Raw genomic sequence first — 15,882 nt, forward strand, 5'->3', positions numbered from 1 at the left:
CCGTTACGCACTTTGCGAAGCCTTGTCTGCGGGCGCAGGCACCGTCCCTGGCTCGGGAGTCCATCCGGGCGGACCAAAAATGTAGCCGAGTTTTGCCCGCAACGTTGGCGCCCGACGTACGTCATGTCCGATGGCCGCATACTCGAAGGTCTGCAGCTTCCAAATGTTGTACGTATCAACGGGTTTCGTGAGGCCATACCTCGGTCGCTGTACCTCTTTCTGGAACGACGAGAACATGCGATCCCAGATGATGAAGACCCCGCCGTAGTTGCGATCCAGGTATTCGGCGTCGCTTCCGTGATGCACGCGATGGTGCGACGGTGTATTCATCACGAATTCGAACGGCTTCCACATGGTCCCGATGTGTTCGGTGTGGATCCAGAATTGGTAAATCAGATTGAGCGAGTACACCGCAAACACGACCGCTGGCGGGACCCCCAACACGACGAGAGGTGCAAACATCACCATCGCCATACTGTTGTTCCACTTCTGCCGAAGTGCGGTCGCAAAGTTGAAGTATTCGCTCGAATGGTGAGCCTGGTGCGTCGCCCAGACAAGGCGTACGCGGTGCGAGATCCGATGGTCCCAATAAAAGAGGAAGTCGAGTACGACGAACCCGATGGCCCACGTGTACCACTGGTTGGCTGGCAGCTGCCACGGTGCCACGTACGCAAATAGGGCGACGTAGACAAAGAGCGCCAGGAACTTCCAAACAGCCGAGGTGCCGATCGAGACCAAGCCCATGTAGATGGAAGCCCGAGCATCGCGCCCCTCGTAGGCGCCGACAGAATGTGGTGCCGCAGGGTCAACTCCGTCAGGGTCGATGCCACCACTGGCCATTCCAGCGCCGCGTTCACTGCGTACCGCAGCAAAGATCTCGAGAAGCATCATCGTGACGAAGAACGGAATAGCGAGGACCGTTGGGTCTCGCATTGGCTCCGGCAGAAAGTCCAACATATCCGACTTCTTTCGCAATCGCGGTAGCTGTAACCCGCGTTAACTGACATATTAACGTGTCAGAGTCCTGATGCAAGGCCTCAGCCATTTTCGTCACGCGTAGAATAACGCCTAATGACTAGAGAAATGGGTGGGCGTACCTACGGGGGTGTCACTGCTGCAGATCGCCAGAAGCAACGACGATCTGCGCTGGTGGACGCCGGTTTAGAGCTGTTCGGCACCGAGGGATACCTCAACGTGTCAGTCAAGAAAATCTGCGACGAAGCTGGACTCACCCAGCGCTATTTCTATGAGTCGTTCCCGGATCGGGTAAACCTGCTCGCTGCCGTCTATGAGCACTGCGTTGACCTTGCGCGTGCCCAGGTTCTCGCGTCCATTACCGAGCTACTTCAACAAGCAGGAGTAGGCGAGGGCCCCATCCCCGGGGAGCTAATTCCGGAGATTGCCCGCCAGGGCCTCGGTGGTTTCATCGATTCGCTCGTCGACGATCCGCGACGGGCCCGCGTCATTCTCATTGAGGTCGTCGGGGTTTCTCCCGAGATCGAGAAGCTTCGGCTGGGCGCCATCCACGACTGGGCCGACCTCATCGTCGGATTTGCGGTGGCTGGCGATCAAGTCACCACCAGACAGAAGCTGGGCGCGATCGCACTCGTCGGTGCCATCACGCAGCTGCTGGTGGACTGGCAGATGGCAATCAGCGATCCCATCAGCGATCACGCCGGCCCGGAGATGTTCCAGGTCGAAACCATCCACGAGGTGGTTTCGGAAATGTACGCGGCCACCTATACCAGCTTGTTTGCTGGCTAGTCGCTACTTGCCGACTGCGAGGCGACTGCTGATCTGCTCGGTGGCGTCAGCCAATTCGGGCATCACGAACAACCATTCGGAGCCATCCCCGAGCGTGATGCACAAGCGTTCCCGCTTGCCGCCGGACAGGAACTTCCCGGTGCCCGGAGCCCTTCCGACAGCTGCCACAAATGTCAGCGCCACGGAGAAACGGGCTCCTGCCGCGCGCGCCGACTTCGGCTCGAATACGACGTGCGTCTTCGTCAACTGCAACTGGCCCGGGACCGCCAGCTTGCCCATCGATCGGCCAGCCTGCCACGTCGCCAGCGGCTTGTCGTCACTCATGCCGCCATCGTAGTAGCGGGGTAGGCGACGGTTACCACCCCACCCGCGCGCGACGCCAACGGGCAGCGCCTTCCGTTCGCAGATATTCGCGACCTCTGCCTACTGGATTGTGCAGGTTAGGGGGACGCCTACCGTCGTTATCCACAGGTCTGACAAATCAATCCACAAACTGGACGGAAACGCTAAAACGGACACCATTTGCCCCTAATCTCATCGACATGACTCGGGGGATTATCAGCCAAACAGCCGACACGGAACTCCTGCGCGCACATCTCGCAGGCGACCGAGAGGCCTTCCGCGAACTCTACGAACGGCATCGCAACCACCTGTGGGCCATCGCCCTGCGCACCACAGGAAATCCAGACGATGCCGCCGACGCCATCCAAGATGCTTGGGTGTCGATTCACACGTCGGCGACGTCGTACCGAGCAGATGCATCGGTCGCGAGCTGGCTTCACAAAATTGTCGTGAACTCATGCTTGGACCGCATACGACGCTGCCGCAGCCATGACACCGTCCCACTCTTCGAATTCGCAACCATGATCGCCGATGACCACGACTACACCGAGGACATCGACGTGTCACTGTCCATCGGACGTGCATTGGACGTGCTCACACCAGACCAGCGAGCAGCCATCATTTTGGTCGATCTGAACGGGTACTCGATCAGCGATGCGGCGGCCGCCCTACAAGTGCCGTTTGGAACTGTTAAGAGCCGCTGTTCGCGCGGCCGCGAAAAGCTGGCGCTAGTGTTGAACTACTTGCGAGAAGAAATCTGATGGCCATCGTTCAATCCGCCGATACACCGACGCCATCTCAGTAGTGTTGGGTGGCACCAACACCAGACGGGCGGTCTTCGAAACATCATGGGTCCTTCAGATGCGCGAGGCTCGGAGTTTTCGCTGCCCAAGTCCCCGTTGCCAGAACCCCCGTTTTCTACTCGGCTGCTTGCCGACTTCCATGCTGATGCCCTCGACCCAGCCACCGATGCACATGTTCGCGCCCGCCTCGCCGCAGATCCGAATGCACCAAGGGTTCTGGATGCTCTCAATCGCGTGCAGTCCGACCTCCGCGCCTACGGACAAACTGCGCCACCGATGCCCAACGACGTCGCCGCCCGCATCGACAAAGTCATCGACGATCTCACCTGATCGCGACTTCGGGAACATTGGGCCATATTCTGTTGTTGACTAATGCGTCTGCGCCCACAGCGACAACGAAGTGCTGGGCAGACTTCGCGACAACGGAGGATTGATGACCGACACCGATAACCAGATCCACGACCTCATCATCGTCGGATCGGGTCCTGCCGGTTATACGGCGGCTATCTACGCTGCCCGCGCTGAACTCTCACCCCTCGTATTCGAAGGCATGTCTTTCGGTGGCGCGCTCATGACCACCACCGAAGTAGAGAACTTCCCCGGCTTTCAGAAGGGCATCCAAGGTCCCGACCTGATGGACGAGATGCGCGAGCAAGCCCTCCGATTCGGCGCGGACCTGCGCATGGAAGACGTCGATGCCATCCGCCTCGATGGTGACATCAAAGAAGTTGAGGTCGCGGGGGAGGTGCACCGCGCCCGCGCCGTGATCCTCGCGATGGGTGCCGCCGCTCGGTACCTGAATGTCCCCGGCGAGCAGGAACTCCTCGGCCGCGGCGTCTCCGCCTGCGCCACCTGCGACGGCTTCTTCTTCAAGGAGCAGGACATCGTCGTTGTCGGCGGTGGCGACTCGGCCATGGAAGAAGCGATCTTCCTGACCAAGTTCGCTCGCAAGGTCAGCCTCATCCACCGTCGCGAAGAGTTCCGCGCGTCCAAGATCATGCTTGAACGCGCCCGTGACAACGACAAGATCGAATTCATCCTCAACGCCACCGTGTCCGCGGTTAAGGGAGAGAACTCGGTCACCGAACTTGAGCTCACCGACACCATCACCGGCGAAACACGTCCGCTCGAAGCAACCGGCATGTTCGTCGCCATTGGCCACGATCCGCGCAGCGACCTCGTCAAGGGCCAGGTGCAGCTCGACAGCGACGGCTACGTCGAGGTCGAGGGCCGCACCACGTACACCAACATCCCCGGCGTCTTTGCGTGCGGCGACCTCGTCGACCACACGTACCGCCAGGCCATTACCGCCGCAGGTAGCGGCTGTTCGGCAGCAATCGACGCCGAACGCTGGCTTGCCGACCAGGCATAACCAACCTCAGTTGAGTTGATCTCAACTGAACCACCAGGAGGAACCATGTCCGAGCACACCACCGCCGCAACCGATGCCACCTTCGCCGACGACGTCATCATGGGGTCGGCAGACAAGCCCGTCCTCGTCGACTTCTGGGCCACGTGGTGCGGACCGTGCAAAATGGTCGCTCCCGTGCTCGAGGAAATCGCCCGCGACAACGCCGACAAGCTTGCCGTCGTGAAGGTCGACATCGACGCCAACCCGAACGTGGCGCGCGATTACCAAATCATGAGCATCCCCACCATGATGCTGTTCTCCGGTGGCAAGCCCGTCAAGACCATCATGGGCGCCAAGCCAAAAGCCGCGCTGCTGCGCGAATTGTCCGACGTCCTCAAGTAGTCCGTCGTACCGCTGACTCCGCACCCGCTGTATCACCATCGACCATAGGCTCATCCCAAATTCAACGGGGGTGGGTCTATGGTCACAGATGGGGGACATCGGTTTGTCGGTGCACGTCTCGCCTGAGAGAATAAACCAGAACTATGTCCGGCAGAGCAAGGCCTGTTCTGCTGCGCGGGTAGTCGCGCCGAGAAAGTGGGATTTACGTATGCAGGTGTTGCGTCTGGGAGACCACGGATCCGCTGTCGCGGAGATCCGGGCCATTTTGGCCAATCGTGGTCTGCTGCCGGCATCCCTGCCTAGCCCCGCCACCACCGGCACACCTTGGTCGCCACCCGAAGCCGTTTTTGACGAAACCTGTGACCGTGCAGTCCGCGCGTTCCAACAGGAACGCGGTCTCATCGTCGACGGCCTCGTTGGTCGTGCCACGTACACCGCACTCCGCGAAGCGTCCTACCAACTGGGTGCCCGCGTTCTGCTTTACCGCCTGTCCGCACCAATGAGCGGCGACGACGTAGCAACGCTGCAGTCTCGGCTCCAGAACCTCGGTTACTACCACGGGCTCGTCGACGGCGTGTTCGGCGAAGTAACTCACAATGCCGTTGGCCTGTACCAAACCGAGTACGGTCTTTCTGCCGATGGCATCTGCGGCCCCTCGACACTCCGCTCGCTCGAACGACTCGGAACCCGCGTTACCGGCGGCTCACCCCACGCGATCCGCGAAGAAGAGCATGTCCGTAAGTCCGGTCCGCAATTGACCGGAAAGCGGATCCTGATCGATCCGGGCTCGGACGAACCCATCGGAGACGAGAATGTCCTCCTCTGGGATCTCGCCTCCCGACTCGACGGTCGGATGTCTGCCGCAGGAATGGAAACGTTCCTCTCACACGAGGCCAAGGCTGCGACGTCCGACGACGAGCGGATCCGGGTTGCCAACCTCGCCGACGTCGATCTCATGATCTCGTTGCGCACCGGGCATTACCACAATCCCAAGGCCAACGGTGTCTCCAGTTTCTATTTCGGTAACTCGCACGGCTCGTACTCCACGATTGGCCGCAGTCTCGCTGGCTACATCCAGCGTGAAATCGCCGCTCGCACAGAGTTTTTGGATTGTCGGACGCATGCGCGCACGTGGAACATTCTCCGCTCCACGCGGATGCCGATCGTGCTAATCGAAGCTGGCTACATCACCAACGAACACGACGCCGCCTGCCTGGCCCGCCCCGAAGTACGCGACACCGTCGCCGAGGCGATCCTCGTGGCCGTCAAGCGCCTTTATCTGCTTGGCGAGAATGATCGGCCCACCGGCACCTACACCTTTGCGGAATTACTTGCCGCAGAACGGGTTACGGGCTAACCAGCCGTCCGCTCCCGAGTTATAGGGGCACTCTTTCCGCTTCTGCACTCGACAGCGCAGGCAGGTGGATCGGCTCGACAAGCTTTTTCAATGCCCGCTCCACCTGACTCTTCCATCCCAAGCCCTCGTTGAGCTCAAGACGTAGTCGGGGCAGATACGGGTCGTCGGCTACCACTTCGAACCCAAAATCAAGCAGCGCCTCGGTCGAGAGAATGCAGCGCTGACAGACATCGCCAGCGAATCCGCTTCCGAGCAAAAGTGTCACCAGGTCCATCGCAAGCGATTCGTCGTCTCCACTAAATCCGAAAGCTTCGATGGCGCGCACGCCGCGACGGATCAGATCGGCGACCACCGCGTCGAGGACGACCGCGGCGTCACTTTCAAATCCCGGTTCCATCCGGATGCTCGTCAACAAAATTGCGTCGACACCCACCGGGGCAGTGGGGAAGTGCTGTGCCCGCGGCACCCGACCCGGTGGCGAGTAGAACGCCGCGCCGACCACACGTTCGGTGGTCGGCTCGATTGCCACCTGACAGCACACACCCCATTCCAGGAGGAGTCCTGACAACCACGCCTCTTTGTCGAACTCGCTTTCCGGACCGGCCGTCTCGCCCGGGGCGGTCGTTGTTGCCATCATCGAATCGACCGCTGACGATTCTCCAGACCGATCCACTTCCCAGAACACGCAGCGGCGGGAATGAAGCGGAAGGGTCTCGAAGTCGCTGAGATCCAGCGGTACTACGGCGATGGCCATTGCCGTCCCTCTTCTCCTTCTTATCGCTTCGATTCGACTCGAAATTGCCTCCGACACAACCTGTCACAGTGACAAAACGGCTGCGTCTACGCGTATGGCCGATTTACATCGCTATTTTTCGGTGTTCTCGGCGATGACGTTGACGATGCGTTCGAGGTCATCAACCGACCCGAACTCGATCAAAACCTTGCCCTTACGCTTGCCCAGGCTCACCGTCACCTTGGTATCGAGACGGTCCGACAGCCGATTCGCCACATCCTTCAGGCCTGGCATCTCGATGGGTCGACGCTTCTTCGCCTCCGGTTTGGCATCCGGGCCGTCGTGATTCGCCAAAGTGACGGCTTCTTCTGTCGCTCGGACCGACAACCCTTCACGGACGATGCGCGCGGCGAGCGCCTCTTGGGCATCGCTGCCAGCGTCGAGTGCGAGAAGCGCACGCGCATGGCCGGCCGACAGCACACCCGCAGCAACGCGTCGTTGCACGGGAATCGGCAACTTCAACAGGCGGATCATGTTGGTGATCACCGGCCGCGAACGGCCGAGACGATTCGCGAGTTCCTCGTGAGTCACGTCGAACTCCTCGAGCAACTGCTGATACGCGGCCGCTTCTTCGAGCGGATTCAACTGTGCGCGGTGGATGTTCTCCAACAGTGCGTCACGCAACATGTCGCCGTCAGCGGTCTCACGAACGATCGCCGGGATCGTAGCAAGGCCAACGTTGGTGCTGGCCCGCCACCGACGCTCACCCATAATGAGTTGATAGCGCACCCCATTGGCCCTGGGGGAGGGGAGTTCCCGGACCACGATCGGCTGCATCAGACCAAACTCGCGGATCGAGTGCTCGAGTTCAGCGAGGGCTTCCTCGTCGAAAACTGTTCGCGGCTGCATCGGGTTCGCTTCGATTTCCGACGGCACGATCTCGCGGTACACGGCACCGACGTCACTAGCCTGCTCGTCGTTACCAGCCGTGGGAGCCAGCAAGTCGGTCGAAGGCTTAGCGGTTGGTCGAACCGCGTTGCCGCCGCCAATCACGACGTCTGCTGCCGCCGATCCCATCCGCGGAGTATTGAGACGGTGGTCGTCTTCCGGCGGACCCGTCGGGATGAGTGCGGCCAGGCCGCGTCCCAGACCGCCACGACGCTGCGTGTCACGTTGATTCATCGAAGTGCCCCTTCAGCCGCTCCGCGGTTCGCCAATTCCCGAGCCGCGTCCAGATAACTCATTGATCCACGTGAACCCGGATCGTATTCAATGATCGTCATGCCAAATCCAGGCGCTTCGGAAACCTTCACGCTGCGCGGAATGATTGTCGTGAGGACCTTGTCGCCGAAGTGGTTGCGAACCTCCGCGGCAACCTGGTCTGCCAACTTGGTACGACCGTCGTACATCGTCAACAAAATTGTCGAGACGTGCAGTTCCTTGTTCAGGTGTGCTTGCACTAGCTCGATGTTCCGAAGCAACTGACCAACGCCCTCGAGTGCGTAATACTCGCACTGAATCGGAATCAGCACCTCTCGAGCCGCAACCATCGCGTTCACCGTCAGGAGTCCTAGCGACGGTGGGCAGTCGATGAGAACGTAGTCAATGTTCAATTCGGCGAGGAGGTCCTCATCGAGCGCATTCCGGAGTCGGCTCTCCCGAGCAACAACCGAGACCAACTCAATTTCGGCACCCGCCAGATCCAAGGTGGACGGTACGCAGTACAGGTTTTCGCTCGCGGGTGACTGCTGGATCGCCTCGCGCAGTGACACATCATCGAGCAGCATCTCGTACACCGATGCGATACCGGGTTGACGGTGATCGATCCCGAGTGCGGTACTTGCGTTGCCCTGCGGATCCAAGTCGATGACCAGTACCCCAAGTCCATGAAGCGCAAGACCAGCTGCCAGGTTGACCGCCGACGTCGTTTTTCCGACACCGCCCTTCTGGTTGGCAATCGTCATGATGCGCGGTCGCGGCGGGCGGGGGAGGCGCCCAGCCCCACCGGGGGTCAAGACCTGGCTGGCGTGTGCCGCCGCCGTCGCGATCGGGGTGTCGTCAAATGTGGGCATCTGTGGAACGGGCGGCGTTTCACGTGAAACGCGCGGCTCCTGTGTCGATCTATGTGCGCTGTCGGGCACCCCGGGACTCCTTTGGTCAGTGCTTTCATTCTGCGCCCTGCGGCGAAATGACACCAATTGAATCTCTTTCCTCAGCCTCGGCGTCCGGCACGACGCGCCTTGCGCGCATCCTTGGCACTCTCAATACGTCGACCCGTGATCAACGTGGTGGGTGTTTCTAACATTGTCCCGCACTCTTCGACCGTCAGGTCACGGATACCGAAGCCCGACACCTTTTCCCGATCACGCGCAATCTCGTCGGCTGCCGACCGCCCCTTTAGCGCAACCAATCGGCCCCCACCACGAATGAGGGGAGCGGACCACTTCGCGAGACGCTCAAGCGGTGCCACCGCACGCGATGTCACGACGTCTGCCGGCTGGACTGCCTTCAGGACTGCCTTTTCCTCGGCCCTTCCACGGACAACGGTGACGTTCTTAAGACCGAGTTCCGTAACGACCTCATCGAGAAATGTTGTTCGTCGCAGCAGTGGCTCGATCAGCGTGATGGCCAGATCTGGTCGCGCGATAGCCAGCGGAATGCCTGGTAAGCCTGCACCCGAACCGATATCGATGACGGTCAAGTCTTCATCGATCGCCTCCGACAGGACAGCGCAATTCAGCAGGTGCCGAGTCCACAGTTGGGGAAGCTCTCTGGGTCCGATGAGCCCCCGCAAGACACCTTCCTCACTAAGGATGCTGGCGTACTTCTCGGCCAGATCCAGACGCTCTCCAAAGATCGCCGCCGCGATCGGAGGTGTCGGCTCGGTTTCGGTATTCGATCCTGGACCGCTCTCGGGTTCGCCCGCCATCACTCTGTCATCCTTCGTCGTTTCACGTGAAACTCACCTCGGTCTAGGAACGCTGCGTTTCACGTGAAACGCAGAATCGCACATTAGATTGTCATGGATCATCCATCAGGGGAACAGCAGCGTCGTTGCCGATCTCCCGCGCGACTTCGTTCGGGGCCTGCCGCAGTCACGATCGATTCCGAAGATCTCGGATGACTGCCTTTCGTCTAGTTTAGTCCCTAAAACGCTTGGCTCTGACCGCCACTGTGCGATCCTTCTCTGGCTCAACTTCCTGTAGGCAGCAACAGCAAGTGAGGCGAGCGCGATGACCTCTCGCATTTGAACTACGTCCTGCAATCTTCTTCGCCAGGCAATGCTGCAATTGGTGACGTCGAGTTTCACGTGGAACGAGATCACGTAGATACCTCGGTACCCAGCTGAGCCAAACGCTGACGGCGACCATCACGCCACCGCGCGACTTCGAGCATCAACCGACACTCCGATCACCATCGACATCAAGATCAATATCGCCATCGAAGTCGAGGATGTCGAGAAACTGCTCAAGATGGCCCGCCGCAACTTCACCGCCTTCAACGAGCCCCACACGCACGGGGGAGGGGAGCAGGTTCGCACCTGAACTATAGGCATGTGATTGTCTTCGCCGAGCAGTTGGCGCCATCGGTGACGACGTCCACGTTTCACGTGGAACGAGATCACCGCCGACCTCGACGTGTCGACCTCGACGCTGTACAACTGGCGCCGACCCACGGGAATGGCTGAGGACATACTCGAAGGATCCATCCGTGCACGAACCTGATCGAGGCCCGCGTCGTCATCGGCGATTTCAAGCACGAACACAACACGCGGCATCGTCATTCAGGCCTGGGCTACTGACCTCGGTCGAGTACGCATGCCTGACGCAGCCACCGGCATCATCCGCTGGCCTGCGAGATCAACAGGGCGGAGTCGGTCACTCCTTGGTAGTCCACAGCAACTTCACCTTCAACGAGTCCCACATGCACGGGGGAGGGGAGCAGGTTCGCACGGGGAAGGGGAGCTACTTCGCGCCTGAACTACAGACGTGTGATTATATTCGCCAAGCAATGACGCCATCGGTGACGTCCACGTTCCACGTGGAACAAGATCACCCATTCAGACAGCCGTAAATCCAGCAGGCGCATCCTGGGAGCCAAAAGGTCACTGTGTCGAAATCTCGAACACCCCCCAAAACGCGTGAAGCCCCGACCCGAAGGTCGAGGCTTCACGGAAAACGAGAGGCGGTCACTCCTTGATGACAACCACCCGACGCTTGGGCTCAACGCCCTCACTCTCGCTGTAGACACCGGCGACAGCCGCAACGGCATCGTGCACGATCTTGCGCTCAAACGGAGTCATCGGGTCAAGGACTTCACGCTCACCTGAATCCCGAACACGTTCAGAGACCTCGGTACCCAGCTGAGCCAAACGCTGACGACGACCATCACGCCACCGCGCGACGTCGAGCATCAACCGACTCCGATCACCGGTTGACTGCTGCACAGCCAAACGCGTCAATTCCTGCAGAGCATCGAGAATCTCGCCGTTCCGGCCGACGAGCTTATTCAGATCCTTGCCGCCATCAATGCTGACAATCGCACGATCACCATCGACATCAAGATCAATATCGCCATCGAAGTCGAGGATGTCGAGAAGCTGCTCAAGATAGTCCGCGGCGACTTCACCTTCTTCAACGAGTTTGTCTTCCTCGTCGTCGTCCTCGTCGCTGTCGTCGCTGTCGTCGTTGTCGTCGTCCTGATCATTGTCGTCGTCGAGAACATCGGCGTCAGGTGTCGCCTCTGCTTCGTCAACCGCAACGGCGCTGCCTTGGGCCTCTTGTTCGACGACTTCCACCGATTCGTCGGTCACGGTGTCATCGGACGACACAGTCTGGTCAGTCATGAATGTGTTCCTTACTCAATTGAAATACGTCTGGGGAAGGGTTCGCAGTGCCGTTACCGGCGGCCCTTCTTTTTGTTGCGCTTGTTGCCGGCCTGCCGTGCACCGCCGGGTTTGGTCTGTCGCTGACCGGGCGAAGTCTTCTTTGGCTGCGTCGCCTTCGAGGCCGTGCCCTGAGCCTTAGCCGGTGTGGCCTTCTTCGAGACATCTACCTTCGTGGCATCGGCGTCGTCGTCCTCAACGGCACCATCAACAACGGCGACGCTGCTTTCGCGTTTTGTCTTGTCCGGTCGTGCGCCGGGCTTCGGTGCAGCGGCTTTAAGTCGCTCTTCCTTCGCGAGCTTGGCTTCTTCTTCTTCCTTGGCGATACGGCCAAAGACGATGTGCTGCTGTGCGTACGTCCAACCATTGTTGGCCACCCAGTAGAGCAGGATGGCGACGGGGAAGAACACACCCGTGACGAGGATGCCGAGCGGGAACACCCAGAGTGCAAGGTTGTTCATGATGCGGGTCTGCGGATTCGCCTCTGCGGCCGCAGTCTGGCGCGACACCGATGCACGCGAGTTCATGTGCGTGGCGAACGAAGCGATCAGCATCAGGGGGACGATCACGGCGGCGATCTGCCAGCGAGTGAAGTCAACGTCAGCTACTTTGCCCGACGACACAAACGCCGCCCACTGCTGTTCCGGCTGTGTCAGGAACGACGACAGCGGGACACCAAAGAATCGGGCGTCGAGGAAGTTCTGTACCTGCTCCGGGCTGAACGCGTAGTTGCCCGTCATCCGGTTCGCTTCCAACGACAGGCTCGGACCGGTATGCGGAACGCCGAAGCCGCCGCCGCCTTCGGGGATGTAGCGGTTGAACGACCGCAGCACGTGGAACAGACCGATGAACACCGGAATCTGCATGAACATTGGCAAGCAACCGAGCAGCGGGTTAAAGCCGTGCTCCTTCTGGAGCTTCTGCATCTCCTCGGTCATCTTGACGCGGTCGTTGGCGTACTTCTTTCGAATCGCCTGCATCTGCGGATTGATTTCCTGCATCTGCTTCGTCGTGCGGATCTGCTTGACGAAGGGCTTGTACAAGATGGCGCGCAACGAGAACACCAGGAAAACCACCGACAGTGCCCACGCAAGACCGTCCCAGCCCGGTGAGTTCGGCAAGATATTGTCGAACAACCAGTGCCAGAGCCACATGATCCATGACACTGGGTAGTAGATGAAGTTGAGCACGGCTCACTTACCCCTATCTGAAGGTGATGCTTTCGCATCACTGTTGGAAGTCTTGTTGCGGAGCCACTCCACGGGTCCCAACTCCGGGACCGGGTCGTAGCCCGGTTTATGCCACGGGCCGCATTTCAGCAGCCGCCAGGTGGCGAGAACCGATCCCCACACGAAGCCGTGCTTCGACAACGCCTCAACGGCGTAACCACTGCATGTGGGTTCAAAACGGCACGTCGGCATGCGGGTCGGGGAAACCCAGGTCCGATAGAGCTCAATCACGAAGATGAGACTGGTTCGCGGAAGGCGGTACAGCTTTTCCAGCATGTTTCTCAGCCCTTCCCGTGCGTCGAATTGTCGCTGCTTAACCCAGCGCACGCGGCCAGAACTTTACGGTGCGCAAACGCGGCACGAAGGACTTCGGTGAGCTCGGCACTGGATTTATCGACGATCCCCGGATATGCGCGGACCACCACATACGTTTCGGTGGGCAACGTCCCGACCGCGGCCGCAGCGAAGGCACGACGAAGGCGCCGCGCGGTCCGATGCCGAACCACCGCGTTACCAACCTTCTTGGAGATGACAAGACCGAGCCACGGGCCGCCGTGCAAGGCAACGTCCGGTCTCAGCCCGCTGGCATCAGGCCAGTCGGTACCGACAGGTGCTACTTGAACTGACAGATCACGCGCCGAAACCCGCACACCCTTGGTGAGTGTGCGGGTGAAGTCGGACTTCTTCGAAATCCGCGCCGCGTCGGCCGACACCGATTTGACCGGGCCGGATTCGCGACTAAGCGGTGAGCTTGGCGCGGCCCTTGGAACGACGACCGTTCACGATGGCGCGACCGGCGCGGGTCCGCATACGCAGACGGAAGCCGTGCACTCGTGAGCGACGACGGTTGTTCGGCTGGAAAGTGCGCTTCCCCTTGGCCACTGGAAACTCCTCGTGTTGGTACTACAGGCGGTTTAACGGGCCCACTCATGGATCGACCGGGGCCGACTCGCGAGCGAGCGCGTATTCCGCAGTCCATGTACAGGCGACCTTTCGAGGGTACTGGGCACAGGAATCCAAATCAAACGACGGGTTACCTGCGGATATCGCGGACACCGAATTACATCGGTGGAATTTATTAACAGATCCATCCACAGGTGTGGACAACTTTGTGGACAACTCGCGCGGAGAGCCTCGTTCGTGGCACTCTCAATCACTGAAAGCATCCGATCGACCGCACTAAAGGGGGGCACGTGGCCGGGGACCGAGACTCGTTCAGCGACGTATGGAAGGCCGTAGTCGCGGACCTCTCGAACGGGACTGGACCGTCAGACGTCGAATCTCTCACGCACCAGCAAAAAGCCTGGCTATCGCTGGTTCGCCCGTTGACGATGACCGAAGGTTTCGCGCTTCTCGCCGTACCATCGTCGGTCGTCCAGGAGCAGATTGAACGCAACTTGCGCGAGGCCGTGCGGATTACGTTGAGTCGGCATTTGGGTCATAACGTCGACATCGCCGTTCGTGTGGACGAAGCTGCCGCTGGCGGGTCGATGACTGTCGATGAATCGAATGATTTTGTGGATACCCATCCACACCCTTCAGCCCCAACTGCAACAAGCATCACATCTTCGGGCTCACTTTCTGGGTCGCCGTACACCGGTAGCGGCATGCAGTCGGACGAAATTCCGACCCCGACCTACCCCGCAAGCCCCGCTATCCCCTCCGATGAGCAGCTCGCCGCTCTGACCTATCAGCAGTCGCAGCGCCGGCCCGTCGAACCGCGTGAGTGGTCGACCTACTTTGAACAGCGCGAGACCACGGCCCCTGACAACGGGACTACCTCGCTGCATCCCAAGTACACCTTCGACACCTTCGTTATCGGCGCATCCAACCGCTTTGCACACGCCTCGGCCGTCGCCGTCGCCGAGAACCCGGCCCGCGCCTACAACCCGATGTTCATCTGGGGTGAATCCGGACTCGGCAAGACGCATCTCCTGCACGCCGCAGGGCACTACGCCCAACGACTGTTCCCCGGCATGCGCGTGAAGTACGTCTCGACCGAAGAGTTCACGAACGACTTCATCAACTCGCTGCGCGATGACCGTCGCGTCGCCTTCAAGCGCCGCTACCGCGACATCGACATGCTCCTGATCGACGACATCCAGTTCCTCGAAGGTAAAGAAGGTATCCAGGAGGAGTTCTTCCATACCTTCAATACGCTGCACAATGCGAACAAGCAGATCGTCGTCTCGTCGGACCGCCCGCCGAAACAGCTCGCGACGCTGGAAGATCGTCTCCGCACTCGCTTCGAGTGGGGGCTGATCACCGACGTGCAGCCACCCGACCTGGAGACTCGCATCGCGATCCTTCGGAAGAAGGCGCAGATGGATCGGCTCGCTGCACCAGATGACGTGCTGGAACTCATCGCATCGAAGATCGAACGCAACATTCGTGAGCTCGAAGGTGCCTTGATCCGCGTCACCGCGTTCGCCTCGCTCAACAACACCGAACTCGATACCGGCCTGGCCGAGGTCGTCCTGAAAGCCCTAATCCCGGATTCGGGGCCGATGGATATCAGTGCGGCGAGCATCGTCGCCCAGACATCTGACTTCTACGATCTGCCGGTCGAGGACCTGACCGGTCCGAGCAAGGTCCGCGCGTTGACGTTGCCGCGCCAGATCGCGATGTACCTGTGCCGCGAGCTGACCGACCTATCGCTGCCGAAGATTGGTGAGACGTTCGACCGCGACCACACCACGGTGATGCACGCGGACAAGAAGATCCGCAAGCAAATGCATGAGAACCGCAACATCTACGACCAAGTGCAGGAACTGACCGCGCGCATCAAACAGCGAGCGAACCGCTAGCCGGGCCGTCAGCTCCAACTCCGACGCAATAACCCTCAAGGGTGGCCACAGACTCAAAAGAGTTTGTGGCCACCTTTTTTGATCGCTCAACCCAACTTTGACCGCGTGCGTGCGACGTAAAGGCCCAGGACAACGTCTACGGCAAGCCTGTGGACATCGTGGTGACAACGGGGCAAATTCTGGGGACAACACTGGGATGGCTGTTGATC

General features: G+C 60.0%; 18 protein-coding genes and 1 pseudogene. 7 read left to right on the forward strand and 12 right to left on the reverse strand.

The window, feature by feature from the left end; translation table 11 throughout:
* Positions 1–3: 3 nt before the first annotated feature.
* On the reverse strand, positions 4–957 hold the full coding sequence (locus WBA38_RS14205; RefSeq protein WP_424294181.1) for a sterol desaturase family protein: 954 nt from the start codon (positions 955–957) through the stop codon (positions 4–6).
* Between the two features lie 114 nt (positions 958–1,071).
* Between WBA38_RS14205 and WBA38_RS14210 the strand changes: the two genes are divergently transcribed.
* Complete coding sequence (locus WBA38_RS14210; RefSeq protein WP_424294180.1) at positions 1,072–1,764, forward strand: TetR/AcrR family transcriptional regulator; 693 nt, start codon at positions 1,072–1,074, stop codon at positions 1,762–1,764.
* A gap of 3 nt (positions 1,765–1,767) precedes the next feature.
* Here the strand turns inward: WBA38_RS14210 and WBA38_RS14215 are convergent, their stop codons facing one another.
* Positions 1,768–2,088: a hypothetical protein gene (locus tag WBA38_RS14215; protein ID WP_424294179.1), complete on the reverse strand. Its 321-nt coding sequence runs from the start codon at positions 2,086–2,088 to the stop codon at positions 1,768–1,770.
* Positions 2,089–2,306: 218 nt separating this feature from the next.
* Between WBA38_RS14215 and sigM the strand changes: the two genes are divergently transcribed.
* From sigM to WBA38_RS14240, 5 genes are all read left to right on the forward strand, one after another.
* Positions 2,307–2,867, forward strand: coding sequence for an RNA polymerase sigma factor SigM (gene sigM / locus WBA38_RS14220; protein ID WP_424294178.1), 561 nt, complete (start codon positions 2,307–2,309; stop codon positions 2,865–2,867).
* Positions 2,868–2,954: 87 nt separating this feature from the next.
* Positions 2,955–3,239, forward strand: coding sequence for a hypothetical protein (locus WBA38_RS14225; RefSeq protein ID WP_424294177.1), 285 nt, complete (start codon positions 2,955–2,957; stop codon positions 3,237–3,239).
* 103 nt (positions 3,240–3,342) lie between these two features.
* The gene (gene trxB / locus WBA38_RS14230) at positions 3,343–4,281 is read left to right on the forward strand and encodes a thioredoxin-disulfide reductase (protein ID WP_424294176.1); all 939 of its coding nucleotides are present in this window, start codon (positions 3,343–3,345) and stop codon (positions 4,279–4,281) included.
* Between the two features lie 45 nt (positions 4,282–4,326).
* Positions 4,327–4,662, forward strand: a complete 336-nt coding sequence (gene trxA, locus WBA38_RS14235; protein ID WP_424294175.1) for a thioredoxin — start codon at positions 4,327–4,329, stop codon at positions 4,660–4,662.
* A gap of 208 nt (positions 4,663–4,870) precedes the next feature.
* Complete coding sequence (locus WBA38_RS14240; RefSeq protein ID WP_424294174.1) at positions 4,871–6,019, forward strand: peptidoglycan-binding protein; 1,149 nt, start codon at positions 4,871–4,873, stop codon at positions 6,017–6,019.
* Between the two features lie 19 nt (positions 6,020–6,038).
* On the opposite strand, the gene WBA38_RS14245 is transcribed toward WBA38_RS14240, so the two are convergent.
* The 10 genes and pseudogenes from WBA38_RS14245 to rpmH form a co-directional block, all read right to left on the reverse strand.
* Entirely contained in the window at positions 6,039–6,773 is a 735-nt protein-coding gene (locus tag WBA38_RS14245; protein WP_424294173.1) for a hypothetical protein, read from the reverse strand.
* Between the two features lie 111 nt (positions 6,774–6,884).
* On the reverse strand, positions 6,885–7,934 hold the full coding sequence (locus WBA38_RS14250; protein ID WP_424294172.1) for a ParB/RepB/Spo0J family partition protein: 1,050 nt from the start codon (positions 7,932–7,934) through the stop codon (positions 6,885–6,887).
* A complete protein-coding gene (locus WBA38_RS14255) occupies positions 7,931–8,824 on the reverse strand; it encodes a ParA family protein (protein ID WP_424294170.1) in 894 nt (297 codons plus the stop codon). Before WBA38_RS14255 ends, WBA38_RS14250 begins: the two co-directional genes overlap by 4 nt.
* Positions 8,825–8,964: 140 nt before the next feature.
* On the reverse strand, positions 8,965–9,681 hold the full coding sequence (rsmG, locus tag WBA38_RS14260; protein ID WP_424294169.1) for a 16S rRNA (guanine(527)-N(7))-methyltransferase RsmG: 717 nt from the start codon (positions 9,679–9,681) through the stop codon (positions 8,965–8,967).
* A 398-nt stretch (positions 9,682–10,079) separates the two neighbouring features.
* Positions 10,080–10,258, reverse strand: a pseudogene (locus tag WBA38_RS14265) (single-stranded DNA-binding protein); the annotation flags it as partial.
* Positions 10,259–10,941: 683 nt separating this feature from the next.
* Complete coding sequence (locus tag WBA38_RS14270; RefSeq protein ID WP_424293080.1) at positions 10,942–11,598, reverse strand: protein jag; 657 nt, start codon at positions 11,596–11,598, stop codon at positions 10,942–10,944.
* 53 nt (positions 11,599–11,651) lie between these two features.
* Entirely contained in the window at positions 11,652–12,827 is a 1,176-nt protein-coding gene (yidC, locus tag WBA38_RS14275; RefSeq protein WP_424322977.1) for a membrane protein insertase YidC, read from the reverse strand.
* 3 nt (positions 12,828–12,830) lie between these two features.
* A complete protein-coding gene (gene yidD / locus WBA38_RS14280; protein ID WP_424322978.1) occupies positions 12,831–13,142 on the reverse strand; it encodes a membrane protein insertion efficiency factor YidD in 312 nt (103 codons plus the stop codon).
* 5 nt (positions 13,143–13,147) lie between these two features.
* Positions 13,148–13,579 (reverse strand): ribonuclease P protein component, encoded by a 432-nt coding sequence (gene rnpA, locus WBA38_RS14285; protein WP_424322979.1) that lies wholly within the window; start codon positions 13,577–13,579, stop codon positions 13,148–13,150.
* Between the two features lie 25 nt (positions 13,580–13,604).
* Complete coding sequence (gene rpmH / locus WBA38_RS14290; protein ID WP_124709456.1) at positions 13,605–13,748, reverse strand: 50S ribosomal protein L34; 144 nt, start codon at positions 13,746–13,748, stop codon at positions 13,605–13,607.
* Positions 13,749–14,059: 311 nt separating this feature from the next.
* On the opposite strand from rpmH, the gene dnaA reads away from it, so the two are divergent.
* Positions 14,060–15,673: a chromosomal replication initiator protein DnaA gene (gene dnaA, locus WBA38_RS14295; protein WP_424322980.1), complete on the forward strand. Its 1,614-nt coding sequence runs from the start codon at positions 14,060–14,062 to the stop codon at positions 15,671–15,673.
* The last annotated feature ends 209 nt before the right edge of the window (positions 15,674–15,882 follow it).

This window comes from Gordonia sp. (in: high G+C Gram-positive bacteria), from assembly GCF_049647785.1.
Classification (GTDB): Bacteria; Actinomycetota; Actinomycetes; order Mycobacteriales; family Mycobacteriaceae; genus Gordonia.